The sequence below is a fragment of the Staphylococcus sp. 8AQ genome (assembly GCF_902506595.1).
Classification (GTDB): Bacteria; Bacillota; Bacilli; order Staphylococcales; family Staphylococcaceae; genus Staphylococcus; species Staphylococcus pasteuri.
This window is the reverse complement of sequence record NZ_LR733871.1, coordinates 1,403,286-1,429,121: the sequence shown is the minus strand read 5'-3', so window position 1 is coordinate 1,429,121 and position 25,836 is coordinate 1,403,286. Positions and strand designations below refer to the sequence as shown.

27 protein-coding genes are annotated in these 25,836 nt (G+C 29.4%); 18 read left to right on the top strand and 9 right to left on the bottom strand.

Features of this window, described 5'->3' with window-relative positions:
• Nucleotides 1–33 precede the first annotated feature (33 nt).
• On the bottom strand, nt 34–660 hold the full coding sequence (locus GVY01_RS07065) for a nitroreductase family protein (RefSeq protein ID WP_017638094.1): 627 nt from the start codon (nt 658–660) through the stop codon (nt 34–36).
• A 196-nt stretch (nt 661–856) separates the two neighbouring features.
• Here GVY01_RS07065 and GVY01_RS07060 point away from each other — a divergent pair, with 196 nt between their 5' ends.
• Entirely contained in the window at nt 857–2,596 is a 1,740-nt protein-coding gene (locus tag GVY01_RS07060) for an SdrH family protein (RefSeq protein ID WP_108017251.1), read from the top strand.
• A gap of 74 nt (nt 2,597–2,670) precedes the next feature.
• Here GVY01_RS07060 and mroQ read toward each other — a convergent pair whose 3' ends face one another.
• A complete protein-coding gene (mroQ, locus tag GVY01_RS07055; RefSeq protein ID WP_017638092.1) occupies nt 2,671–3,414 on the bottom strand; it encodes an intramembrane glutamic endopeptidase MroQ in 744 nt (247 codons plus the stop codon).
• A 174-nt stretch (nt 3,415–3,588) separates the two neighbouring features.
• Here mroQ and groES point away from each other — a divergent pair, with 174 nt between their 5' ends.
• From groES to GVY01_RS12730, 5 genes are all read left to right on the top strand, one after another.
• Nucleotides 3,589–3,876, top strand: coding sequence for a co-chaperone GroES (gene groES / locus GVY01_RS07050; protein ID WP_017638091.1), 288 nt, complete (start codon nt 3,589–3,591; stop codon nt 3,874–3,876).
• Nucleotides 3,877–3,931: 55 nt separating this feature from the next.
• Entirely contained in the window at nt 3,932–5,554 is a 1,623-nt protein-coding gene (gene groL, locus GVY01_RS07045; RefSeq protein ID WP_159333692.1) for a chaperonin GroEL, read from the top strand.
• 448 nt (nt 5,555–6,002) lie between these two features.
• Complete coding sequence (locus tag GVY01_RS07040) at nt 6,003–8,972, top strand: SasC/FmtB family protein (protein WP_159333691.1); 2,970 nt, start codon at nt 6,003–6,005, stop codon at nt 8,970–8,972.
• Nucleotides 8,973–9,179: 207 nt separating this feature from the next.
• Nucleotides 9,180–10,331 (top strand): cell wall anchor protein, encoded by a 1,152-nt coding sequence (locus GVY01_RS07035; RefSeq protein ID WP_159333690.1) that lies wholly within the window; start codon nt 9,180–9,182, stop codon nt 10,329–10,331.
• A 79-nt stretch (nt 10,332–10,410) separates the two neighbouring features.
• Nucleotides 10,411–10,539, top strand: a complete 129-nt coding sequence (locus GVY01_RS12730) for a hypothetical protein (RefSeq protein ID WP_017638088.1) — start codon at nt 10,411–10,413, stop codon at nt 10,537–10,539.
• A gap of 66 nt (nt 10,540–10,605) precedes the next feature.
• On the opposite strand, the gene GVY01_RS07030 is transcribed toward GVY01_RS12730, so the two are convergent.
• Nucleotides 10,606–11,892 carry an aminotransferase class I/II-fold pyridoxal phosphate-dependent enzyme gene (locus GVY01_RS07030; RefSeq protein ID WP_154828721.1) on the bottom strand — a complete coding sequence of 429 codons (1,287 nt, stop codon included), beginning with the start codon at nt 11,890–11,892 and terminating at the stop codon, nt 10,606–10,608.
• Between the two features lie 201 nt (nt 11,893–12,093).
• On the opposite strand from GVY01_RS07030, the gene GVY01_RS12620 reads away from it, so the two are divergent.
• The 7 genes from GVY01_RS12620 to pmtD all read left to right on the top strand — a co-directional run bounded on the left by GVY01_RS12620 (nt 12,094) and on the right by pmtD (nt 16,302).
• Complete coding sequence (locus GVY01_RS12620) at nt 12,094–12,189, top strand: Trp-rich small protein (protein WP_017638086.1); 96 nt, start codon at nt 12,094–12,096, stop codon at nt 12,187–12,189.
• 181 nt (nt 12,190–12,370) lie between these two features.
• Nucleotides 12,371–12,544, top strand: coding sequence for an SE1626 family protein (locus GVY01_RS07025; protein ID WP_017638085.1), 174 nt, complete (start codon nt 12,371–12,373; stop codon nt 12,542–12,544).
• Nucleotides 12,545–12,738: 194 nt separating this feature from the next.
• Nucleotides 12,739–13,113: a PSM export ABC transporter transcriptional regulator PmtR gene (pmtR, locus tag GVY01_RS07020; RefSeq protein ID WP_017638084.1), complete on the top strand. Its 375-nt coding sequence runs from the start codon at nt 12,739–12,741 to the stop codon at nt 13,111–13,113.
• Between the two features lie 2 nt (nt 13,114–13,115).
• Nucleotides 13,116–14,015: a phenol-soluble modulin export ABC transporter ATP-binding protein PmtA gene (pmtA, locus tag GVY01_RS07015; protein ID WP_108168265.1), complete on the top strand. Its 900-nt coding sequence runs from the start codon at nt 13,116–13,118 to the stop codon at nt 14,013–14,015.
• A complete protein-coding gene (pmtB, locus tag GVY01_RS07010) occupies nt 14,012–14,683 on the top strand; it encodes a phenol-soluble modulin export ABC transporter permease subunit PmtB (protein WP_029056034.1) in 672 nt (223 codons plus the stop codon). The genes pmtA and pmtB overlap by 4 nt, the downstream gene beginning before the upstream one ends.
• Nucleotides 14,684–14,695: 12 nt before the next feature.
• Nucleotides 14,696–15,568, top strand: coding sequence for a phenol-soluble modulin export ABC transporter ATP-binding protein PmtC (pmtC, locus tag GVY01_RS07005; RefSeq protein WP_029056033.1), 873 nt, complete (start codon nt 14,696–14,698; stop codon nt 15,566–15,568).
• Nucleotides 15,568–16,302, top strand: coding sequence for a phenol-soluble modulin export ABC transporter permease subunit PmtD (gene pmtD / locus GVY01_RS07000; RefSeq protein ID WP_046467413.1), 735 nt, complete (start codon nt 15,568–15,570; stop codon nt 16,300–16,302). The genes pmtC and pmtD overlap by 1 nt, the downstream gene beginning before the upstream one ends.
• A 127-nt stretch (nt 16,303–16,429) precedes the next feature.
• Here pmtD and GVY01_RS06995 read toward each other — a convergent pair whose 3' ends face one another.
• Nucleotides 16,430–16,993, bottom strand: a complete 564-nt coding sequence (locus GVY01_RS06995; RefSeq protein ID WP_029056031.1) for a thioredoxin family protein — start codon at nt 16,991–16,993, stop codon at nt 16,430–16,432.
• Between the two features lie 166 nt (nt 16,994–17,159).
• On the opposite strand from GVY01_RS06995, the gene GVY01_RS06990 reads away from it, so the two are divergent.
• The 3 genes from GVY01_RS06990 to GVY01_RS06980 all read left to right on the top strand — a co-directional run bounded on the left by GVY01_RS06990 (nt 17,160) and on the right by GVY01_RS06980 (nt 19,105).
• Nucleotides 17,160–17,645, top strand: coding sequence for a hypothetical protein (locus GVY01_RS06990; protein ID WP_201294206.1), 486 nt, complete (start codon nt 17,160–17,162; stop codon nt 17,643–17,645).
• Between the two features lie 63 nt (nt 17,646–17,708).
• The gene (locus GVY01_RS06985) at nt 17,709–18,266 is read left to right on the top strand and encodes an HAAS signaling domain-containing protein (RefSeq protein WP_017637750.1); all 558 of its coding nucleotides are present in this window, start codon (nt 17,709–17,711) and stop codon (nt 18,264–18,266) included.
• Entirely contained in the window at nt 18,263–19,105 is an 843-nt protein-coding gene (locus GVY01_RS06980) for a DUF4097 family beta strand repeat-containing protein (RefSeq protein ID WP_108168266.1), read from the top strand. Before GVY01_RS06985 ends, GVY01_RS06980 begins: the two co-directional genes overlap by 4 nt.
• Before the next feature lie 53 nt (nt 19,106–19,158).
• Here GVY01_RS06980 and GVY01_RS06975 read toward each other — a convergent pair whose 3' ends face one another.
• Nucleotides 19,159–20,199, bottom strand: coding sequence for a C45 family autoproteolytic acyltransferase/hydolase (locus tag GVY01_RS06975; protein WP_017637890.1), 1,041 nt, complete (start codon nt 20,197–20,199; stop codon nt 19,159–19,161).
• Between the two features lie 385 nt (nt 20,200–20,584).
• Between GVY01_RS06975 and GVY01_RS06970 the strand changes: the two genes are divergently transcribed.
• Nucleotides 20,585–20,755, top strand: coding sequence for a hypothetical protein (locus tag GVY01_RS06970; protein ID WP_017637889.1), 171 nt, complete (start codon nt 20,585–20,587; stop codon nt 20,753–20,755).
• A gap of 74 nt (nt 20,756–20,829) precedes the next feature.
• On the opposite strand, the gene GVY01_RS06965 is transcribed toward GVY01_RS06970, so the two are convergent.
• Nucleotides 20,830–21,234: a YolD-like family protein gene (locus tag GVY01_RS06965; protein ID WP_017637888.1), complete on the bottom strand. Its 405-nt coding sequence runs from the start codon at nt 21,232–21,234 to the stop codon at nt 20,830–20,832.
• 217 nt (nt 21,235–21,451) lie between these two features.
• On the opposite strand from GVY01_RS06965, the gene pglS reads away from it, so the two are divergent.
• Nucleotides 21,452–22,480 (top strand): 6-phosphogluconolactonase, encoded by a 1,029-nt coding sequence (pglS, locus tag GVY01_RS06960; RefSeq protein ID WP_017637887.1) that lies wholly within the window; start codon nt 21,452–21,454, stop codon nt 22,478–22,480.
• A gap of 57 nt (nt 22,481–22,537) precedes the next feature.
• Here the strand turns inward: pglS and GVY01_RS06955 are convergent, their stop codons facing one another.
• The 3 genes from GVY01_RS06955 to GVY01_RS06945 form a co-directional block, all read right to left on the bottom strand.
• Nucleotides 22,538–23,917, bottom strand: coding sequence for an aldehyde dehydrogenase (locus tag GVY01_RS06955; protein WP_017637886.1), 1,380 nt, complete (start codon nt 23,915–23,917; stop codon nt 22,538–22,540).
• A 187-nt stretch (nt 23,918–24,104) separates the two neighbouring features.
• The gene (locus GVY01_RS06950) at nt 24,105–25,034 is read right to left on the bottom strand and encodes a manganese-dependent inorganic pyrophosphatase (RefSeq protein WP_017637885.1); all 930 of its coding nucleotides are present in this window, start codon (nt 25,032–25,034) and stop codon (nt 24,105–24,107) included.
• 70 nt (nt 25,035–25,104) lie between these two features.
• Nucleotides 25,105–25,659, bottom strand: a complete 555-nt coding sequence (locus tag GVY01_RS06945) for a cysteine hydrolase family protein (RefSeq protein ID WP_017637884.1) — start codon at nt 25,657–25,659, stop codon at nt 25,105–25,107.
• Nucleotides 25,660–25,836: the final 177 nt, after the last annotated feature.

The window sequence follows — 25,836 nt, the reverse complement described above, 5'->3', positions numbered from 1 at the left end:
AGAATTTATCTCACTTACATATATTATACAAAATTATCTTTTGATAAGGAAACGAGGTTCAACTGGTTTAATATCTTTTTCGCCAGCTTCTTCACGCACATTACCAAATGGCATTTGAGCAACTAATTTCCAAGTTTTAGGAATATTGAATTCGTTCGCAGTAGCTTCATCAACAATTGGATTATAGTGTTGTAATGAAGCACCGATACCTTTAGTTGCTAATGCTGTCCAAATTGCATATTGGTGCATTGCATTAGTTTGGTTAGACCAAATTTCAAAATTATCATAGAAGTTTGGCATTTTTTCTTGTAAACCAGTAATAACATCTTTATCTTCATAATAAAGAATTGTGCCATATGAATGTTTGAAATTATCAATTTTTTGACGTGTTGGTTCAAAGTCACGATCAGGACCCATTGTTTCTTTTAAAATTTCTTTAGTGTTTTCCCAGAATTTTTCATTTTTATCATTTAATAATAAAACGATACGTGTTGATTGTGAATTAAAAGCTGAAGGTACATGTTTAACAGCATGTGCAATTAATTCTTCTAATTCTGAATCGTCTATTGAAATTGTACTTTCTAAATTATAAATGGTACGACGTTGTTCCATAGCATCATTAAATGATACTTCATCATTTTTTTTACTAAATAAACCCATAATCATTCTCCTTTGTTATAGTTAATAACTATTTATAATTTAAGTATAAATATTATACTCATCAAAGTAAACAAATAATTACTAGAAAATTTCAAAAGTATTAATATTATTTTTCAATAAACATATATCAATGCATTCTTAGGATAATTTATATATACTTGAATAGTAAACAATTAGTAGGAGGAGGTGACTATTAATGCATAATAAACCCAAAAGCAAGATAATGTTGTCAAGTTTTGCATTGATTTTAAGTACTTCATTAATTAGTAATTCAGTCCATGCAGCTGAAAACCCTAATACAACACATCAAAATGATACAGCCCAACAAAATAACTCTAATAAAGATGATAATACTTCTAGTTCTCAGGATAATAAAACTAATTCAGAGACTAATGAATCATCTTCAAATGAAAATCAAGACACAAATTCTGATAATAACACTAATGAAGGAACAAATGATTCGAATGCATCTAATGAAGGTTCAAATACAAATGATAATTCATCACAACCTTCAGACTCAGCCCAACAAAATAATAATTCAGGAAATAATAGCGATTCTGGTAAAGACAATAACCAAAATAGTAACGCTGATAATAATGATGATTCATCAAACTCAAATGGAAAAAATGACTCACAAAATGGTAATGACAACAACGATAGCGGTCAAAGTAATTCCGACAATGGAAATGATAATGGATCTAATCAAAACGACAATTCAGATTCAAACAATAATCAATCAAATGATAAAAATGATAATAATTCATCAGATAATAATGGTTCAAATACTGGCAAAGATGATCAAGACGATAATAATGGCTCAAACGATTCAAATAGTGGTAAAGGCGACAATCAAGACGATAATAATAGCTCAAATGATTCAAACAGTGGTAAGGATGACAACCACGACAATAATCAAAATAATGGGTCAAATCAACATGACAAACCGTCTAATGATCACAATGGAGGCACAAATAGTCATCAACCTAGTAAAGATCAAGATAATAATAATCCAAATCATAATGGACAAGGTCAAAATGGTAATCAACCTAACAAACCTAATTCAAATCAGAAACCTACAAACGACAATCATCAACAAAACAACTCAAATGGATCTAACCATTCATCCGGTAACGTAAATCAAAATCAGTCTAATTCTGATAATAGAGTCCCAAACCTGCCTAAGTACCAAAGACCAAGTAATTCACAAAACTCATCAAATAACCAATATAATGGACGTTATCAAAATAATAATTTAATACAATTAATGCCGAAATTTGATGATTCAAACCAATCAAGTGGTCCATTAAAAAAATCTAATTCACAAGGTAATACATCGACATATGATAGTAATAGATTTATGTGGAACAATCCTGAATCAATATTTAATAGTCAAAAAGGATTTGAACATACGTCAAACCAACAGTCATTAATTAGAAGATTTAATTCTTTAGCAAATGGTTCTTATAAATATAATCCTTTTGTTATTAATCAAATTCATCAATTAAATGATTCGGATGGAGCTATATCTGATAGGGATATTTATAATATCTTTAGAAAAGAAACGTTTAGTGGAAATCAATACCTCAATTCTTTACAGCAAAAATCAAATTACTTCAGATTTCAGTATTTTAATCCTTTAGATTCAAAAGCATATTATCAAAACTTAGATGAACAAGTTTTAGCTTTAATTACAGGAGATATTGGCTCAATGCCAGAACTTAAAAAGCCAGAAGATAAAGAAGATAAAAATACAAGCGCTTTTAAAAATCATAGCGACGATAAAGTAAACACATCAAATCAACATAAAGAGAGCTATCAAAAAGATACAAAAATGAATAGAACTATAATTGCACTAAGTAGTAGTATCATAGCTATTTTTATAGGCGTTATCATTGCATTTATATTTAAGCGTAGAAAAGAAGATGAAGAAGTATAATTAAAATAAGTATATTAAACATAGATAGAGCCAATCACTGAAAATAGTGACTGGCTCTATTGTTATATAAATATCTAATTAAAAATCAATTGGATTATAAAACTGGCTTGTTCTTGGACTTTTTTAAGTGATTCTCCACCAAAGACTTGCATAACTACTACCGTTCCATTTTGTAGCATATGAATGATTATTGGAACAGCTATTCTATTAGTATAAGTGTAGGCTAAGGAGAAAATCATGCCCATACCAAAATACATTGGTATAAATTTAAAGTCGTTATGTGCTAATGCAAATAAAAGGGAACTAACAATTGAAGCTATTAAAAAGGCAACAATTCGATTTCCTTTAATCGCGTTATATAATTCACCAAAGAGTACTTTTCTGAATACAAATTCCTCTAAAATTGGACCTACTATTGAAACTAATAAAATAAATATTGGCATTTGTCTTGCGATTGCCATAAGTCTTTCTGTATTTGGACTCGGTTGTTGTTGCCCTGTAATCGCAACATAAATTAAACTAACAACGACCTGATAAAGCATAACGATACAAAAACCAAGTAATGCCCAACTTAAAATATAACGTTTAGGTTCTTTAAAACCAGCTTCAAGTTTAGTAGGATTTTTAATTTTTAAATTGATTAAAATAATTATGATAGCTGCAATAATAAATAATGAAACTTGCGTATATATCATAAATTGAGTTGTTTTCATGCCTTTTTCAAGATGAACTAATCCACTTCCTAAAATGATACCAGGTAAGAATTGAGCTAAGGCATAGATGAATATCGTTAATAAAGATACCCAAAATCTATTCATAATGAACCTCCGATTTTCTGTTTATAGTTTATTTTATCGTAAATAAACTTAATGTACAAAATTATTTAAGAGTGCTTTGACTTGAAATATTGACCAAATTTGATTATTATTAAAAGTAGTTTAGCACTCTAAAAGTCAAAGTGCTAAAATTTGTGATCACGAGGAGGAACAATCATGCTTAAACCATTAGGAAATCGTGTGATTATTGAAAGAAAAGAACAAGAACAAACAACAAAAAGCGGTATCGTATTAACTGATAGTGCTAAAGAAAAATCAAATGAAGGTATCGTTAAAGTAGTGGGTAAAGGCCGCTTATTAGACGATGGTTCTAGAGTTGCTCCTGAAGTTAATGAAGGAGATACAATTGTATTTCAACAATATGCAGGAACAGAAGTTAAACGAGGCGATGAAACATACATCGTATTAAATGAAGATGACATATTAGCAATTATTGAAGAATAAATAAAACATACAAATTAAAACATGAAATTACTTATTATACTGGAGGTCAGACATAATGGCTAAAGACTTAAAATTTTCAGAAGATGCACGTCAATCAATGTTACGCGGTGTAGATAAATTAGCGAATGCTGTAAAAGTAACTATTGGTCCAAAAGGGCGTAACGTTGTATTAGACAAAGAATACACAGCACCATTAATTACAAATGATGGTGTAACAATTGCAAAAGAAATAGAATTAGAAGATCCTTATGAAAATATGGGTGCTAAATTAGTACAAGAAGTCGCTAATAAAACTAATGAAATTGCCGGTGATGGTACAACAACAGCAACAGTTTTAGCACAAGCGATGATTCAAGAAGGTCTTAAAAACGTAACAAGTGGCGCTAATCCTGTTGGTTTAAGACAAGGTATCGATAAAGCAGTACAAGTAGCAGTTGAAGCATTACATGATATTTCTCAAAAAGTTGAAAATAAAAATGAAATTGCTCAAGTAGGTGCTATTTCTGCAGCTGACGAAGAAATTGGTAAATACATTTCAGAAGCAATGGAAAAAGTTGGTAATGACGGTGTTATTACAATTGAAGAATCTAGTGGATTTAATACTGAATTAGAAGTCGTTGAAGGTATGCAATTTGATAGAGGATATCAATCACCATACATGGTAACAGATTCAGATAAAATGATTGCTGAATTAGAAAGACCATATATTTTAGTAACTGACAAGAAAATATCATCATTCCAAGATATTTTACTGTTATTAGAACAAGTTGTTCAATCAAATCGTCCAATTTTAATTGTTGCTGATGAAGTAGAAGGTGATGCGTTAACTAATATCGTATTAAACCGTATGCGTGGAACATTTACGGCAGTTGCAGTTAAAGCACCTGGTTTTGGTGATCGTCGTAAGGCAATGTTAGAAGATTTAGCTATTTTAACAGGTGCTCAAGTGATTACTGATGATTTAGGATTAGATTTAAAAGATGCTTCAATTGATATGTTAGGTACTGCAAACAAAGTTGAAGTCACTAAAGATAATACAACTGTAGTTGACGGTGACGGCGATGAAAATAACATCGACGCTCGTGTTAGTCAAATTAAAGCTCAAATTGAAGAAACGGATTCTGACTTTGATAAAGAAAAATTACAAGAACGCCTTGCTAAATTAGCTGGCGGTGTTGCAGTAATTAAAGTAGGTGCTGCTAGTGAAACAGAACTTAAAGAGCGTAAATTGCGTATTGAAGATGCATTGAACTCAACTAGAGCTGCAGTAGAAGAAGGAATTGTTGCTGGTGGTGGAACTGCCTTAGTTAATATTTACAAAAAAGTAAGTGAAATTGAAGCAGAAGGAGACGTTGAAACAGGTGTGAATATTGTCTTAAAAGCATTACAAGCGCCTGTAAGACAAATTGCTGAAAACGCTGGTTTAGAAGGTTCAATCATTGTTGAACGATTAAAAAATGCAGAAACAGGCGTTGGTTTTAATGCAGCAACAAATGAATGGGTTAATATGCTTGAAGAAGGTATAGTAGATCCTACTAAAGTAACTCGTTCAGCTTTACAACATGCAGCAAGTGTAGCCGCAATGTTCTTAACAACTGAAGCGGTTGTTGCATCTATTCCTGACAAAGATCAAAATGATTCAGCTGGAATGGGTGGCGGAATGCCAGGTATGATGTAAATTAAATAAAAGATAATAATAAATTTTTAAAGTGTCATCAAATAGAAATCTATCAAAAAAAACTTTCTAGTGGTAAAACTGCTAGAAAGTTTTTCTTTTTATATAAAATGAAGGTTTCATAATATAAAAATTAAAATTTTATTAATAATTTATTATAAATAGTGAAGTTTTTAGTAAAATAAAATAGTTGTCTTACCACTTACTAGATGTTATATTATTTATTGTAATTTTTATTTCAAAATATTTTAATTTGCTATTGAATGGTATAAACGAACGTCACGCTACTTGAATATAATCACATTGACAAAAAGGAGAAAAAATTAAAAGTGAATCAACCTAGAAATTACAACCAAGAAGAAGTTAACAAAAAATTTTTTCAATTAGAAAGTTAAGAGGATATGGTGCTACAAGTATTGCTGTAGCATCTATATATTTATCATTTGGTCATATGAATAGCGCAAGTGCTGCAGAGGAAACTAATCAAACAAATACACTAACGACCAATAATTTTGAAGCACAAAAAAATAGTAACTCCGCTAGCACAAATTCAAAGGCAAGTGGAGAAACTAATAATCAAATTGATGCAAACCAAGTCCAAAAAGAATATGATGAAAACAATCAAATAGATTCTAATCAAACAAATCAATTTAGAAGCAATAATATAAAGTCAGAAGAGTCATCGGTTGGAAACAATGAAAAATTAAAGAAATTAATAAATCAATATAAGAACATTGATTTATCAAATAAAACGAATGATTCTGTTCAACAATTTAAAACTAAGTTAGTAAATGCTGATCAATTTATTGAAAATCAAGCTACTCAAAAAGAAATAGATGATTATTATCAAGAATTTATTAATTCGGCTTCACTATTAAAAAGAGAAAATAACGTAGATTTAAATGAAACTAAAAAGAATCGTTTAATAAATAATGACGATCAATTAGTGACTAACGGAATACCAGCGAATAATACTGAGCCTAATAAGAATAACAGACATAGTACAATAAAAAACCAAAATAGAGATACATCTTTTAGATCGGCTAACCAACCTATTAATAATGATAAAAGTAATGATCCATTAAACAAAAATGAAATAAACACTGAACTGCGAAATGGTAATTTTGAGCAAGTAACTGGAGGAAACTTACCAAGTAATACAGATAAGCTTACAGTAGTTACAGGAGTTGATGGATGGCATAGTTTATCAACTGTTTCAGATCCTGAATATCCAATGACTTTGACAACTGCAGGGAAAAAATATAGTTCCTTCATGAGTGATTCTAACGCACCATATGGCGTAATATTAGCTAGAACTACTGATGGTTATAATAGAAAAGTACTAGATCCAAGAGTAGCTGGTATTTATCAAGATATCGACGTTAATCCAGGTTCAGAATTAGTAGTAGAGTATGTTTCCTCAGCTTTAAATGTCATTAACTCTTGGCCAGGAGTTAAAGCCAAAGTAACTAGTGTAGATGGTTCAAAGGTATACTATGATAAGACACTTAATGGTATGGGGAAATATCCTACAGGAAGATTATCGTTCATGATTAATGTACCTGAAGATGTTAATAGATTAAGACTTGCATTTCTACCTGTTGCTGATGTGAAAATATTAACTTCTACTCAAACAGGTGCTCAACAAGGATTTGGAACTAATAAGAGTTATTTATATGGTGGAATAGTTAGTAGAGTAAGGGCTAATAGTGGTGCATATATAACTTCAAATGTTGATGAAATCAAATATGATTTTAGAAGTGATTCTGCAAACTCAAATTATGCTAGAGGTACGATTTCAGTATCACTTGAAAATAAAGGACATTTTCGATCTAAAGAAACAAAATACGTAGTGTCATTTCCAGCAGGTTCCAAGTTTATTTCTGCAACTGACGTAAGTACAAATTTTGATGAAGCTACTAACACTTTAACTCTCGATGCTGGCAAAATTGATGCAGGTGCTACCAAAAATATAACTTACACAATTGATTTTCCTGCTACACAACCGAATACAATTGATTTAAATGGAAATGTAACGTACAAAACAGATGCCCCATATAGAGGTAATGATATTCAAAAAATAGGTGCTAATATTGTTAATCAACAACAAGTTGATATTTTGATGTATAAAGAAGAATTGAACGATAAATATAATAATATTAAACAATACTTAAGTACTATTAATGAATCTGAATTTACGGCTAATTCTGTAAATAATTTAAAAGCTAAATTAGAAGAAGCTAAATCCATTTTAAATGAAGCATTAAATAATACGCCAATAGCAGAAAGAAAGAGTCAGGAAATTATAAACCAACTAACAACTGAATTAGAACAAGAAAAAATAAATCTTAAACTACTTTCTCATCAAGAACCGAAAATAACTACTAACAATGAATATGTGTATACAGTTGTTACACCGCCAAATAATGCGGATAAAGTAGAAATAAATTATGTTAATCCTGATGGAATGATGTCTAAATTAATTGCCAAAAAAGAAGGAAATAATTGGATATTAAATGAGCCACCTGCAGGGTTTACTATTAATCCTAAAACAGGCGGAATCGCTATTAATTATATAGGTGTCGCACCACATAGTGAGATAACTGCTAGCGCTACACAAGGAAATAGTGATCCTAGTAATTTAGTTAGGGCAATCATGCCAGTTAAAGAGATTGCACCACCTGAGCCAGCAATTATTAAAAATGAAGAAGAAGCTAGTTTGATAATTCAACCACAAGGCGATACTGATAAAATGACGATAAATTATATTGGTGTAAATGGAGAATCAAAAGAAGTAGTTGCCACAAAAATTGGTGATCATTGGGAATTAAACGACAATCCTAAAGGCATAAGCATAAATGATATTAACGGAGAAGTGGTTGTTAATTATGAAGGAGTTCAAGTTGGCAGTGAAGTAACCGCAGAATCAAATTATGGAAATAGTGATTCTAGCTTAATAGCTAGAGATAGAATACCTTTAAAACAAGCAACACCTATCGCACCAGTTATATCATCAGATGATCAAGAAGCTAGTGTAACAATCACACCACAAGACAATACAGATAAAATAGTAGTGAAATATATAGATCCAAATGGAGATTCGAAAGAAGTAGTAGCTACGAAAGTTGGGGAACAGTGGACAATAGAAAATAATCCACAAGGCTTTGCAATTAACCCAACAACAGGTTTATTGACTATTACTCATGATGGTGTTCAAAATGGTAGCGAAGTTAGAGTTCAAGCCACGCAAGGAAATAGCAATCCAAGCGAAGTAACTACACAAGTACCAAATAAAGAAACAACACCAGCCGCACCAGTGATAACAACAAATGACCAAGAAGCAAGTATAACAATCACACCACAAGACAATACAGACAAAATGGTAGTGAAGTATATAGATCCAAATGGTGATTCGAAATAAGTAGTAGCAACAAAAGATGGAGACAAATGGTCACTAAACGATAATGTAGATGGTATAAACATTGATGGAACAAATGGAGTAATCACTATAACTCATGATGGTGTTCAAAATAGAAGTAATGTCACAGTTCAAGCTACACAAGGAAATAGCAATCCAAGCGAAGTAACTACACTAGTACCAAATAAAGAAACAACACCAGCCGCACCAGTGATCACATCAAATAACCAAGAAGCAAGTATAACAATCACACCACAAGACAATACAGATAAAATGGTAGTGAAGTATATTGACTCAAATGGTCAACAGAAAGAGATAAGCGCAACAAAAATAGAAAACAAATGGTCACTAAACGATAAGGTAAAAGGCATTAACATTGATAATACTAGCGGTGTAGTTACAGTAACTCATGACGGCGTTCAAAACGACAGCGAAGTAACCGTCAAAGCCATGCAAGGAAATAGCAATCCAAGTGAAGTAACTATTAAAGTACCAAATAAAGAAACAACACCAGCCGCACCAGTAATAACAACAAATGACCAAGAAGCTAGTGTAACAATTACACCAAAAGATAATACAGACAAAATGGTAGTGAAGTATATAGATCCAAATGGTCAACAGAAAGAAATAATCGCAACAAAAGCAGAAGACAAATGGTCATTAAATGATAAAGTAAAAGGCATTAACATTGATATTATTAAAGGTGTAATCACAATAACTCATGACGGTGTTCAAAACGGTAGCCATGTCACAATCCAAGCCACACAAGGAAATAGTGATCCAAGCGAAGTTACTGCTAAAGTTTCTTATAAAGAAACTGCACCAAAACCACCGATAATCCAATTAGATAAACAAAAGAAGCATATAACAATCACACCACAAGATAATACAGATAAAGTAAGTATAAATATTGTAAAACCGAATGGAAAAATTATAGATATTACTTCAAATAAAATTGGAAAAACGTGGAAGTTTAATAAAAAAATCCATGGTATCAATATTAATGAGAAAACTGGTGTAATTACCATTAAAGATATTAACAAACTCAACGGTAGTAAAATCCTTGCTAATAGTTCAATTAGAAATAGTGAAAAGAGTAATACTGTCCAAATAACTATTTCTAATAAACAAAAGGCAATTATTACATTTAAACCCTCTTCTAAACAGACTAATAAAGTTACTCTATCAGAATCTAAGTCAGTGAAGGTAGAAGAAAATAGTTTTAAAACGATAAAAGATAAAAAGTCACAATTACCTGAAACAGGTAGTATAAATACTGGGACAACTCGTACTACTAATCAGTTAATATTAATTTTAGGTTTAACAATTTTGAAATTCAGACCCAAAAAGAAAGACTTTTAAATTGACTTAATATAGAATTGAATAGTAATAAAAATTTTTAAAATTACTAAAAATTAGAGGTACATTATGTATTACTTCATTGCAATTTTCACTAGTATTAGTTCAATTAATTGATGGTATTATGGGAATAACTATAAAAGATAAATTAAAAACATTTGGACCATTTTCATTTGCAATTATAGGTTTTATTTTATTGATTTTTATATAACTACAACTTAATTACCAATATTAAAAAGGTTAGACCATTATTTGGTCTAACCTTTTTATCTTAACTTTAACGTAAATCATCAATAGCTTTTGCAATCGAATCAAATACATGAGGAATATCAGATTTTTCAACACAACTAAACGCAATACGTATATCTGTTTGATTTAATGCAATAACACCAATTGAATATTGTTCAATCAGATGTTTACGTAATGTTTCAGGGTCAACATCTTTAACTTTTATCGCCATAAAATAACCAGAATTAAAGTCATAAGCTTGCCAGTGTGAAGCATATTTTTCGTCGTAAACTACTGATTTTGTAACTTCATATCGTTCACGTAAGGTCGTAATATTTTGCTCGATTTCTTTATTAAATTGATCGTTATTCTTCAATACATGTTTAACTGCACTTTGTGATGGAAGTGGTCCACTTGAAATATTACTACGAATTAGACCTTTAGTTTTTGTTTCCAATACATCTTTTGCAATTTCATCTTCAACACCAAATGTGATAAATCCAACACGGAATCCCCAAGCAAAGAATTCTTTTGTAGCACCATCTAATCGTACAGGTAACACATTTTTAGAATTGATATTAGTTAATGCAGTGAATAAGGATTGTGTATATACGTCTTCGTAAAACAAACCATAATAAGCGTCGTCGATAACAGCTACAACTTGAGTTCCTTTACTAGCCAATTGTTCAATAGCTTTAACAATTGTTTGTACTTCATCTTTATTAGGTGTATAGCCAGTTGGATTGTTAGGATAATTAAGAATCATTACTACTTTATCTTGATTATAAGATTCTAATGTTTTAACTAACTCATCAGTAGTATAATGTCCATTTTCATCAAAAATTGGGTAAGTTGAAATATTTGCATTATTACGAGTATCAAAAACAAGTTTATAATTTCCCCAATTATGTTCAGGTAATAAAACAGTATCTCCAGAATTTATAAATAAATCTGCTACAAGTGAAAGACCATGTGTAAGTGCGTTAGTGACAATTGGACGTGTCATTACTTGTTTAGTTAAATCTGGATTGTCTTTTAACATTTTTGCTTGCCATAAGTCACGTAATTCTTCGACACCTTGAGGTGGTGCATAAGGAAAAATTTCATCTGGTGTTAAATCATTAAACATTTGATTTAATGAATCTGCATACATTTTACCTTTATCATTAGTTGCCATCCCAATAGTTGCATTATATTGAGTACTTTTAGCTTCAGCAGATTGAGAAAGTATACCTTTTGGATAAAACATTTTTTGACCCAAATCAGAAAGCATATGTAAAATTTCTGGATTTGAATTATTAAGTTGCTCATTTAAATTTTGGGCTAATGGGTTCATATTGAATAACCTCGCTTTTATAAAATAAAGTCATTATCTTTATATTAGCTTGAATTTAACTAAAGATAAAGTATTCTTAGTTAAGATTTAGTTATTGAAAAGATTTTCTAATATAAATACGAACATACGTTCTGTTTTTGTGTTAAGATAATCTTAGGTCATCGACATATATGACACTTTGCATTTGGGAGGTGTAGTATAATGACGTGGTGGCAAGATGGAATTATCACTTTATTAACAGGTGGACTACTAGTTGTCTTTAGAATTTGGTTAGAAATCAATTGGAAAGACAAATAGATGACCGTACACAAAAATAACCCCAAGCCTGCTGGTACCAGGTTTGGGGTTGTGTAGTATAATTTGTGGATACAAATTTATAGTAACATTACGTTAAACATATCGCAATCAATATAATAAATGAATAGAGTACATCTATAAAACAAAATTTGATATAATTTATACTATTGAGGTGAGTACAGTGAAGCATATGACTAAAATATTTGTAGTATTAGCAGTCTTATTATTCATTATTGGTTATTACTTACAAGCTACAGGTAACGAATCTTCAGGAATAAAACTTTTACTTGCAGCCATTATGTTTATGATTTGTGCATTTATTAGCAGAAATAATGATCGCCGTAAAAGGAAATAATAATTTAAGTGAATTGAATAATTTATTTTAGACAGTATGAAAATGTTCATACTGTTTTTTTACTGTGTATATATATTGTCTATGCATTTAAATGTTCTAGTTAAATTCTCTATACAGTCATTTTAATAGTTACCCTTTACAAAAGTGTATATAGTGTGTATATTGTATATATACAGAAGAAAAGGGGGACATCAATGAAAATTATTTTGAAAAACACCAGTGAACATCCCATATATGAACAAATTAAACAACAAATTAAAGAGAATATTTTAAAAGGATACGTATCTTCAGGTGAACATTTACCTTCAATGCGTGAGTTAGCAAAAGATTTGCAAGTGAGTTTAATTACAACTAAACGAGCTTATGAAGATTTAGAGAAAGATGGATTTGTAACTACGATAAGAGGTAAAGGCACATTTGTAAAAGAGCAAGATAATTCAATTCTTAAAGAAAAACAGTTCTTCGTTATTGAGAATTTAGCTAAATCAATGACTAAAGAAGCGAAGACAATTGGAATGTCTTTGGAAGAACTTCAAGAAATTCTTTCTTTAATATATGAGGAGGAATAATTATGAACGCTATAGAATTGAATAAAGTTAATTACTCGGATCATAATTTTCAACTTAAAAACGTATCTTTTGAAGTACCTCGTGGATTTGTGACAGGATTCATTGGTGCTAATGGTGCAGGGAAAACAACAGTCATACGATTAATTATGGATTTAATGCAATGTGATAGCGGTAGTATTTCGATTTTAGGGGATAGTATGATAAATAATCCTATTGATTTAAAGAATAAAATAGGTTTTGTTTATTCTGAGACTTATTTCAATGAAAAGTGGTCTATAAAGAAATTAGAAAGTATCATATCTCCATTTTATAAAAAATGGGATAAAGATTTATTTCAACATTATCTACATAAATTTGAATTACCATATAAACAAAAAATCAATCAATTTTCTACAGGTATGAAAATGAAATTGTCTCTTGCAATTGCTTTTAGTCATCATTCAGAGATATTTGTATTAGATGAACCAACATCAGGATTAGATCCCATAGTTAGAAATGAAGTTTTAGAAATTATTCAACAAGAACTGATTGATGAAGAAAAAACAGTTTTTATTTCAACACATATTATTTCGGATTTAGAAAAAATTGCAGATTATTTAGTATATATACGAGATGGAGAAATCATATTAAATGATTCTTTAGAAGATTTAATTAATCAGTTTAAAATAGTCAAAGGTTTTAATGAGGACCTTGATAATGAGTTAGAAGACCTATTGATTTATAAAGAAAGTAGAAGAACTGGTTATAAAGCATTAACGCAGTATGCTAGTATATTTAAAGAACTGTTTGGTAGTCAAATTGAAATTCAAAATCCTAGCATTGAAGAATTGATGATTTACTTAGAAAAATATAAAAGTAATTCCACTCATGCCTTTACTAAAGAAAGTGAGGCTATCAAATGAAACAACTTTTGATTAGAAATGTAAAATTAAGATATTTAACATTATCTTTATACACAGCACTCATTTTATTTTATCCAATTTATATATTTTTAATGAAACCTAATCCGTTATTAAAGTCAATGTTTGCAATACCAATAGGATTAGTTTTAATGATTGTATCTTTACTTGATGCAGGTCATCTATTTAGATTTCATAGACGATTAGGTGGCGACAAAGCATTTTTATTTTTTGCTAGTTTACCAGTCTCTAGAAAAAATATGTTAAATGCAAATTATATTACATGTATATTATTTACTTTATTTGGTGCAGTAGTCATAACTTTATATGGTTACGAATCAGACTCAATACAGACAAATTCAATTTACTTTTCTACTACATATGCTTATATTGTAGCGAACTTTTTGTCTATTCCAATCGCATTTAGGAAGAGTACTGAATTTAAAACAGAACGTGTATCTTATATAGCATATATTATTTTAATTATGTTTGTATTACCTTTTCTTTTATCCGTTATACTCATTTTAATTAATTATATATTTTTAAACCATAGTCAAATTCCATACTTTTATTCATATTTTTTAAATTATGGATTTTTAGTTTTAAGTCTCATAGGTTTAATTATTAATTACATCATTCAAATAAATAAAATAAAAAAACGTACTCATTAAAGGAGGTCTACAATGAAGTTAGAACAAATTACAAAAAAGTATGGACACAATACGGTAATTGATCATATCGATTTTGATTTCGGCAATAGTCAGATAGTAGGGCTAATTGGTAAAAATGGTGTTGGTAAAACAACCTTAATGAAAGTAATGAATGGAAATATTATTAATTTTGAAGGTAAAGTTAATTTGCCAAATGATGAAAATGTAGGTTATTTAATAGAACATCCTAAATTGTATGATAATAAAACTGGTTTATATAATTTAAAATTATTTGCACAAGTATTAGGTAAAGGTTTCGATAAAAAGTATGCTGATCACATTATAGATGCTTTTGGTATGAGACCTTATATCAAGAAAAAAGTTAAAAAATATTCAATGGGAATGAAACAAAAATTAGCAATTGCGGTGTCTCTAATGAATAAACCTAAATACTTAATTTTAGATGAGCCAACAAATGGTATGGATCCTGATGGTTCTATAGACGTACTTAAAACGATTCAATCACTTGTTAAACAATTAGAGATGAAAATTTTAATTTCTAGTCATAAGTTAGAAGATATTGAATTGATTTGTGATAGAGCAGTATTTTTAAGAGATGGCACATTTGTGCAAGATGTGAATATGAAAGATGGTGGACCTAAAGATAGTACAATTATTACGATTGATAAAGAAGACTTTGGAAAATCATTAGAAATATTGACAGAAAAATTCCATGTTCAACAATCTAGTAAAGATAATGGTGAGATTATTATTAAAGCACAAAGTAACTATAAAGATGTAATACAATCACTTGCTAAACTCAATATTTATCCTAAATATATTGAAACACGTAAAAGCTCATTACGTGATACTTACTTTAATATCAATCAAAGAGGTGATAAATAATGAGAGCGTTACAATTAGTAAAACACGATTTAATAAGTATTATTAAAAGTCCACTTACGTATATTGCGTTTATACTTGTGGTAGGTTTAACTGTTTTTCAAGCTACGATGATGGCAAATTATAATCCTGGTCATAAAGTGAATTATACGATGGTATTTATTATGGCCAATTGGTTATTCTTATTCGCTGGTTTATTATTTATCATTAAAACAATCACTAGAGATTATTCACAAGGTACAATTCAATTATACATGAACAAAATGAGCAGTAGAATTGGTTATATTATTGCTAAAACAATTTCTATGATCTTAATTTCATTTTTATTTACATTAATTCAATATTTAGTAATTATTATTATAGAAGCAACTACTAAAGGTAAAAGTATAGATGGAGATAACTTTTTAACAAATATTTGGTTTTACCTTATCTTCTTCCTATTCTTTGGTTTATTTTTATTCTTAATTACATTAGCAGTTGAGAAACCAGCTGTTATATTTACTTTAGGTATATTCCTATTATTAATTGTTCCATTTATCCAACCACTTGTTGGATTAATTCCAAATATTGGTGATGACATTCATAAGTCATTTAAATATATTCCATTCACTTATTTGACTGAGAAAATGACTTCATCAGATATATCATTTTCACATTGGCAATGGTTTATATCTATAGCGTCAATTGTAGTATTATTTATTGCAAATGTATTATATGCCGCAAAACGAGATATATAAATTGTTATCATCCGGGGCTATATGGTCCCGGTTTTTATGTAGAAGAAACATGTTAAAAATTAAATTGGAGACTAATTTAAAAAAGATGAAGCTACTTAAAATTAAATAGCTTCATCTTAAATATGATTTATTTATATAGCATTTGATCGATGATTGAATTATACACAGCACTCCAAAAAGATGAGTCTGTTTTATATCGATTAGAAATAATTAAATGTGTTTCTTTTACTTTATCATCATAATCTGGATGTTCTTTACTTGGTAATGTGTCTTCGCGTAAGTTTGTCACAAACGCTTGAACTTCTTTAGCGCGTGGACCCCAAACTGTTTCTTGTTCGTATTGATCATTTAAAAATACAAAAATAGGTATAGAACGAGATTTTCCATTTGTTAAATATTGATCGATAAGTTGAGTATCATCATCGCGGTGGAATACTTTTACATGTAAATTTAGAGCTTCGGCGATATGCTTAAGTATTGGTAGATTCATCATTGCATCGCCACACCAATCTTCTGTAATTACTAATACATTAGAATAATTAGAGGATTTTAATTTTTCTAATCTCTCATCATCTTCAGGTAACTTAAAAGAATTATAAATAGAAACTAGATTATCTTTATTTTCTTGCATTTGTTCAATATAAGGTCCGATGTCTTGGCTTTTTTTGAAATATGTTTCTAAACGAGTCATCGTAAAAACCTCCTTTAATTATTTTATACATTATACCAATTTCTAAAGTGTAAATAAATTAAAATATTTTAAAAATTCTCTCATTTAATGAAAAGTATGACGTAAGATGAAAGTAAATAAACCTTATGCTATATTTAATATAATAAGTCGAAAGTGGTGACCATCATTGCGTATACAGAATCGTTGGGTAATTACGATACTATTTTTAATTTTAAGTATCTTACTTCTTATTGGTATTTCAATTTATAACAATATAAAAATTGTCGATTTATCAAATACTTCAATAAATGGTATACATTTAAATGATCAATTTCATAAGAAAAATTATAAGGTAAATAAAAATATTAAAGTAGATCGTTATACGTTCTATAATCATAGAGAACATAATGATTTAACGTTAAAAGTTCATAAAAAGAAAAATATCGTAAAAGGAATTGTACTAGTTAAAGATAAAGATGTTCCTACTAACTTTGATGTTAAAATTGGTAGCCATATTGATCAAGCTATTAATTCCTTAGGTAGTAATTATCAAAAAAATAAAATAGGTAAAAATTATCAATCTATTACATACAGAGACCGCGATAACCACATGAAATTAAATATTTTATATAAAGATGATATAGTAAAACGTATCGAGTTTTTTAGTAAGTAGAGAATAGTTGGACATTAGTATTGCAACTAATATAGAAAAATTGGCAGAAAGAGTGACAATACTATGGATAAAATCACATTTTTAAATGAATTAGAAGTATCCCTAGATGAACTTCCCAAGAAAGAAAAAGATAAAAAAATGTTTGACTATGAACATTATTTTTATGAAGAAGAATTGAAAGGAAAGTCTGAAGCAGAAATAGTAAAAGAACTTAAAGAACCTGAGGATATAGCTAAACAAGTTAAAGCTAGTAGTGCGATTGAATATGCGGAAGTTAAACCGACTTTTCATAACATCATTAGAGCTGTTACAGCCTCACTAAGTTTAGGTTTATTATCTATATTTTTAGTTCTAATCCCAGTATTTTTAATTAGTTTGATATTTGTGATGTTATTGATTGTTTCAGTATTTTTAATTTTTATGCCTCTAATTTTAGTTATATCTTCCATTTATAAAGGTATACATGATTCTACCAGTAATATTTTATTTTCTATTGCATATTCTGGTTTAGGATTAATGTTGATAGTCTTAACTTTTAAAGTGTTAGAAGGAATTTATAGACTTATTTTAAAATATTTGAAATGGTATATTAAAACAATTAAAGGACGCGTTCAAAGATGAGAAAGCTAATGTTTTCAGGTCTTATCATTTTTATTGTTTTCTTTATAGGTGCAACTATCACATGGTTTGCCTTTGAGAAACAAAATTATGAAGAAAAGAAATTTAATGAAACCTATCCGAATTATAACTTTAAAAATATATCTATAAAATCAGAATATGCTAATGTTAAATTGGTAAAAGGTCCAAAATTTAAAGTTAAATATAATGGAGACAGCAACGTTAAAGTTAATAAAAACAAAGAGAATTTAAAAGTGACAGAGAAAAAGAATGTAAATAGAGGATATGCTATTAATTTAAATCCGTTTAGAAAAAGAGATAACTTAATAGTTATTGAAGTACCCAATAAAAAGTTAAACACATTATCTGTAGATTCTATAAATGGAAATTACTTTATAGAAGATATTAAAGTGAAAAAATCTTTAATAAATAATAATTATGGGCAAATATTTATAAACAAAAGTGAATTTAATGATTCTGATATTAAAGCTAAAAATTTAGATTTTTCAATGAATAACTCTAAAATTAAAGATACGCATATTAACATAGACAAAGGTGAAATTAATACTCGACATAACAAAATTAATAATTCCATATTCCTATTAAATCAAGGAGATATTAATTTTAAAAATATGCCATCTGAATCTGATATAAAAGCTTCCACGAAAGATGGAAATATTAGTTTTAAATATAAAGATAAACCTCAAGATACCTTATTGAAGTTGAAACCAAGTAAAGGACAATCTTTAATTAAAAATAAAAACTTCCATGAAAGTAAAGTAGGGAAAAGTAACAATGTTTTAGAATTTTATACTGTTGATGGAGATATCACGATTAAATAAAAATGAGATAAGTACAAAAGGAAAATAATTTAAACTTTCCTTTTGTACTTTTTTTAATATGTTGCAAACGTTAAGTCGCTATCAATTAAACCTTCAAATGATGTTTGTTGTAATTCCATACCATTTAACCAGTCATTAAAATTAATAGAAGATGGGGCCTTATTTTCACCTAAAGTCATCCATGCAGTTAGGGATTTTGGTTCATACATAGTAGTATGAATAGTACCTGACCAACTTCTAAAAAGTTTGCTATATATTTTATATTGTGGATCATTAAAGAGTTTAAATGCCTCGTGTTTATCTAATTGAGTATGAGTTTGATTAACTGTACGTGCCAATCGTTCTTTGGATTCTTGAGTATAGTTTCTGTTTTCATGGGTTAATATTTCATAATGATTAGTACAGATATTATCGTATCGTACTTGGATATCTCTTGGTGTAACTTCAACTATTGCATTATTTAATTCTTTATCCATTAAAATGTAACTGAAAGAACTACGGTGTGGAAGGTCTTTTAATAGTTGAATGGCTTCATCTACATCTTTACAAAGTTCTAATATTAATCTTCCAATCATATAGCAAACGAAACCATTATCAGGCTTTTTACGGTGCATGAAATTATATGCCATAACTAAACAGGCTTCATTCATTCCATCCATTCTACCAGTGACTCTTGAAGTGGGACCAATTTGCGCTAATCCTCCATCATTAGGTTGAAATAATAAGTATCTACCATCATATGTTGCGGGGTGATAATCATAATTTCGAACAATATAATCTTGTCCTCTAAATACAGTACAACCACTATCTTTTAAATCTGTGAAACGATAATGAGCAAAATTTAAAATCATTTGTCGTGTAGGTAATTTTAATACATCTTGCATTCCCATAATTTCTTCCCAAATTTTTGGAGCGTATGTTTGAAAGATTGAGTGGGTTTCATTAATGTCTATATCAAATCGAGGTATTCTTTTTTTCCATTCTTGTTCACGATTCTTTAATAATTCGGTTTGTTTTAACCAATTACCGGTTTGAACACCTAAATCATAGTGGGATCCTCTATGTGTCATTATATCGGTTTGAACTTTTTGCATTATAAATATGCTCCTTAATAAAAATTTACATATTGTAATAAAATATTAATATTACTTTAATTGTTATTTTAAGTAAATTTATATATAATAATATTGTAACTAGTTATTGATAATATTTAAATTATCTATTTAGGGGTGATACTATGTATAAAGCGTATCAACGTGCAAAAGCTGCAATTAGTACTTGGTGGAACAGATAGTTTCATTAATTATGAAATAGCGACTGATTTTTAAATCAGTCGTTTTTTTATATGTCTATACTATCATAAATTTGATGAAATGAAGCTTATATTATCAGTACAAAGGGTATGTATTTATTGATTACGATAAATATGCTATCATATGGTATTGTAGATATGCATATCAAATATAGAGGTGAATTTTAATGTGGAACTTTATTAAAGGTTTATTTAAATTTGTATTTAGTTTAGTAGCTATTACTACAGTTGTTGCAGGTGTAGGTGTAGTTGCATTTGCTTATATTTTCAAAAAAGACTTTGAAGATATCGAAAGAAAAACTAAAGAAATCGTTTCAGATATCGAAAATAACAATTAATTTGACTTCAAATTAATTAAGAGTCACTGATGAGATAGTCATCAGTGGCTTTTTTATTTACCTTAAAATAGTTTTTAAGAAGGGGAAATAGCTATAATATCTAATATAGAGAGTTTATATTTCTCAGAAGAATGTGATTGATAGCCTTCAACTTCAAAAGTAATGGCATCAATACGCTCAATATTAAGTTCGATTGATTTAAAGTAACCAGCGTCATAATATTTAACGATAACAGGTTGGTTTAATTGAAGGGATTGATATAAACGAAAATTCAATTCAGATAATTGGTCTTCTGAAAGTATGGGGCGTTCAATTTTATTTTGGTCAATAATATATTGATATATTGTTTCAAATTGCTCTGGTAGTGTAGCAAATGGTGCCCATTTAACCATGCCACGTCCCTTAGGAATATCTCTATCTAATTTGTTACGTGGTATATTTCGATAATCCAATTGACTATTATTTAAATCATTAATCATCTTTCAATCACCTCGATATTTATAATTACATTATACGAACATACGTTCTATTTTGCAAGATTTAATTTCCTATTCCATCAAAAATAGTCTCTCAACACATTCGAATCAATTTAAATTAAGCCTCACATATTTTTATGTCGTAATTTGTACTTAAAAGTTTGTCTTTAGACGTCTAAATTTAATAGAATAGAGATAAGTGAAATGGAGGCGTTTTAAAATGACAAAAGGTTATATCGGTTCATATACTAAAAACAATGGACAAGGTATTTATCAATTTGATTTCGATGAACAACAAGGCCAAATGACACAAGTAGAAACAGCAAATCAAATAGAGGCATCTACTTATTTAACAAGAAACGATCAATTTTTATATGCGATAACAAAAGAAGGCGATAATTGTGGTGTCGCAAGTTTTAAAATTGGAAATGATGGTCAATTAACATTAATAAATAAATGCTTAGCTTCGCAAAATGGAACAGGTTGTTATATACAAGTATCGACAAATGGTGCATTTCTATTTGAAGCGGTTTATGGTGCAGGATTAGCAAGAATATATAAATTAAACCCTACTACAGGAGAAATAGAAAAATTGATTCAAGAATTAGAACATGATTTTCCGCTTGGACCACATGAAAGACAAGATCATGCACATGTTCATTTTTTAAATGAAACACCAGATGGTAAATATGTAGTTGGAACAGACCTGGGTACAGATCGCATTGTGGCATATACTTATGGAGATAATGGTCTAAACGAACATGCTGTTTCTCAGTTTACCCCAGCTGATGGAACTCGACATATTGCTTTTCATGAAAACGGAAATTATGCATATGTCGTACATGAATTATCAAATATCGTAAGTGTGACAAAATATAATGATGGCCATTTTGAAGAATTGGAACGTCATTTAACGATTCCTGAGGATTATAAAGGTGCCACAAAATTAGCAGCGGTTCATTTATCACATGATCAACAATTTTTATATGTAAGTAATCGTGGCCATGATAGTATTGCTATTTATAAAGTATTAGAAAATGGGGCTAAACTTGAACTTGTCGATATTGTATTAAGTGGCGATGAGTTTCCACGTGATTTCAATATTACTGAATCAGATCAATATTTAATTTGCGCTCATCAAGAAGGTCAATCTAAAGTAACTGTATTTGAAAGAGATAAAAATAAAGGAACATTAACTTTAATAGATGAGGCAACAAATGCGCCAGAAGGTGTTTGCGTTATCTTTTAACTATAAGATTGAATCCCTCAAGTTACCATAACTTGAGGGATTCTTTATACATAAATATTAATTTTTGAAAAAGGCTTTAATATACTTGAGTTTTCCTTTATAAGGTGGGAAGTATAGACTAGATTCTAAGCGTGTTGATTTAAAAGTATAAGATTTATCATGAGAAAATGTATCAAATGAATATTTTCCATGATATTGACCCATACCAGATAGACCAACACCACCAAATGGTAAATTTGGATTAGCTAAATGCATTAATGTATCGTTAATTGCACCACCACCAAATGAAAGCTCATTAAGTACACGATGTGTGGAGTTTTCATCTTCGCTAAATAAATAAAGACTTAATGGTTTAGATCGTGCTTGAATTATAGAAAATGCATCATCAAATTGTTCATAACTAATGATAGGTAGCAATGGACCAAATATTTCTTCTTGCATAATTAAATCAGAAGTCTCAACATCATCTATAATAGTTGGTTCAATATATAAGTCAGATTCATCACTATGACCACCAAACGCGACATTATTTTGATGCTGTGTAAGTAAATCATTTAAACGATTAAAGTGTTTATTATTTACGATTCTTCCAAAATCTGGACTGTTTTGTATTTGCGAACCATAAAATTCTGTAATTGTTTGTTTCAATGATTTAATAAAATCATCTTTTACTTTTTTATCTACCAAAATGTAATCAGGAGCAACACAAGTTTGACCTGCATTCGTAAACTTACCAAAAGCAATTCTTTCGCTAGCTACTTTTAAGTTAGCTGTTTCATCTATAATGACAGGGGATTTACCACCGAGTTCAAGTGTAACCGGTACAAGATTTTCGCTAGCAGCTTGATAAACAATTTTACCTACTTTTTCACTACCAGTGAAAAACATGTAGTCAAAAGGTAAATGGATTAAATCGTTTGTTTCTTCAATTCCACCTTCAACAACTGCAATATATTCAGGTTTAAAAGTGTTTTCGATAATTTTACGAATAACTGAAGATACATTTGGTGTAAGCTCAGATGGTTTAATAATTGCAGTATTACCTGCAGCAATGGCGCCTATTAAAGGTTCAAAAGTTAATTGAACAGGGTAGTTAAACGGACCAATAATTAGTACAGTCCCATATGGATCTTTTTTAATATAACTTTTAGTAGGGAAAAGATATAACGGTGTATCTACTTGTTTAGTTTTAGACCAATTTTTAAGTTCTTTACGTGCTAATTTAATACTTTTTAATAAAATCCCAATTTCAGTAGCATAAGCTTCGACGTTACTTTTACCTAAATCGGTATGTAAGGCTTCAAGTAAATCATTTTCATAATGCTTAATACTTTTACTTAGCATTTTTAATTGGTGCTTTCTAAATTTAATATCTTTAGTTTGATGTGTACTGAAATACTGTTTACTATTGTTAAATAATTGCTCAATTGAATTCAAACAGATAAACCTCCTTAATATTTAGAATAATCAAGATTTTTTACATCTCCCAAATAGATTCATAACATATCTATACCCTAATTTAACAAAAATAATTTTGCATTTAATGAGTGAAAAATAAAAAAACTGAAGCATTGTTAAATGCCTCAGTAAAAATGATTAACTATTTTTTGAATTTATCATCTAATTATTTTGTTAATGCTTCAGTAATTTGTGGTACAACTTGTTTCTTACGAGAAACGACACCAGTTAAGAACGCCATATCATCTTCTAATTGAACATTAAATGCTTCTCCAACTTTGTTTTTTTCAGCACCTACAACTAAGATTTTAGAATCACTGTTAATGATATCAGTTACAACTAAAACGAATAAGTCATATTTTTCTTCAGCACTTGTTTCAAGCATAGATTTTTCTAATTCTTCTTTACGGTTTAAAACTTCGTCGATATCAACTGTATTAACTTGAGCAATACGAGTTACATAATCTCCCATAGTGAATGATTTAGCATCCATATCTAATAATTCATCTGCTGATTTATCTGTAGTAGAAGCACCAGCTTTTAGCATTTCTAAACCATATGCATCTAAATCAACGTTTGCGATGTCTTTTAAAGCTTGAGCAGCATTTACGTCTTCCTCAGTACAAGTAGGAGATTTGAATAATAAGCTGTCTGAAATAATTGCTGAGATCATTAGACCAGCGATTTCAGGTTTGATTTCAAATCCACGTTCTTTATACATTTTGTAAAGGATTGTTGCTGTACAACCAACAGGCTCAGCTCTGTAATATAAAGGACTAGCTGTTTCAAAGTTAGCGATTCTATGATGGTCAACAACATGCTTAATTGTTGAATCAGCAATAGAGTCAGCACTTTGTTGGAATTCGTTATGGTCAACTAAAATTACTTCTTGGCCATCTAAATTGTCTTCTAATAATTCTGGTGCTTTAACGTTAAAATGATCTAAAGCAAATTGTGTTTCAGCACCAACTTCACCTAAACGGTAAGCTTTAGCATTAGTATTACCAGTTTGTTGTTCGAAATCAGCCATAATAATTGCTGAAGAAATTGCATCTGTATCTGGGTTTTTGTGTCCAAAAATGTAAGTATTTGCCATTGATAAATATCTCCCTTATTCATTGTTAATTTATTAATATTATATATAGTTATTTTAGCATGACTTTAGCTCATTCTTCTACCTCTGCGCCCAATGAGTTTTCAAAATGTGATAAAGCCCATTGATGACCTGACTGGTTGAATGATGCTACGCCTTTACTAGGTACGCGAATAGCATACCCTAAATTATAAGCTGATATAGCCGTATGTAATACACATATATCAGTACAAACACCAACGATTTCAACTTTATTAACATTTCTTTCGCGGAGTAAACTATCTAAAGGTGTACCATAAAATGAATCATATCGTGTTTTGTCTAAAAAATGAACATTGTTTTGAGTCTTAATAGATTCATAAAGTTTACCGACCTCACCATAAAGTTGTCGTCCTACCGATCCTTCAATATTATGGGGTGGAAATAATTTTGATTCAGGGTGAAAATCATCATTCTCATAATGTAAATCCATCATAAAAAAGATATCGTCACGGTTTTCATTAAATTGATTTATACGGTTTACGAGAAAGTTTTCTAATTTTTGTCCAGGTACGCCACAAGTTAATTTTCCATCGTCAGCTATAAAGTCTACTGAATAATCTACTATAATTAATGCTGTTTTAGTCATTTTATAACATCCTCTCTAAATCAAGCATATCAAGCTATTTCGATATAAAAGTCATTTAATTTGGTTAAGTTAATTAAAATATTCATCTAATTGGTCTAAAAATGTTTTATAAGATTAATCATAGTATATATATTTATTAAGAACACTACAATTAATTATTAATCGAAGGAGATATTG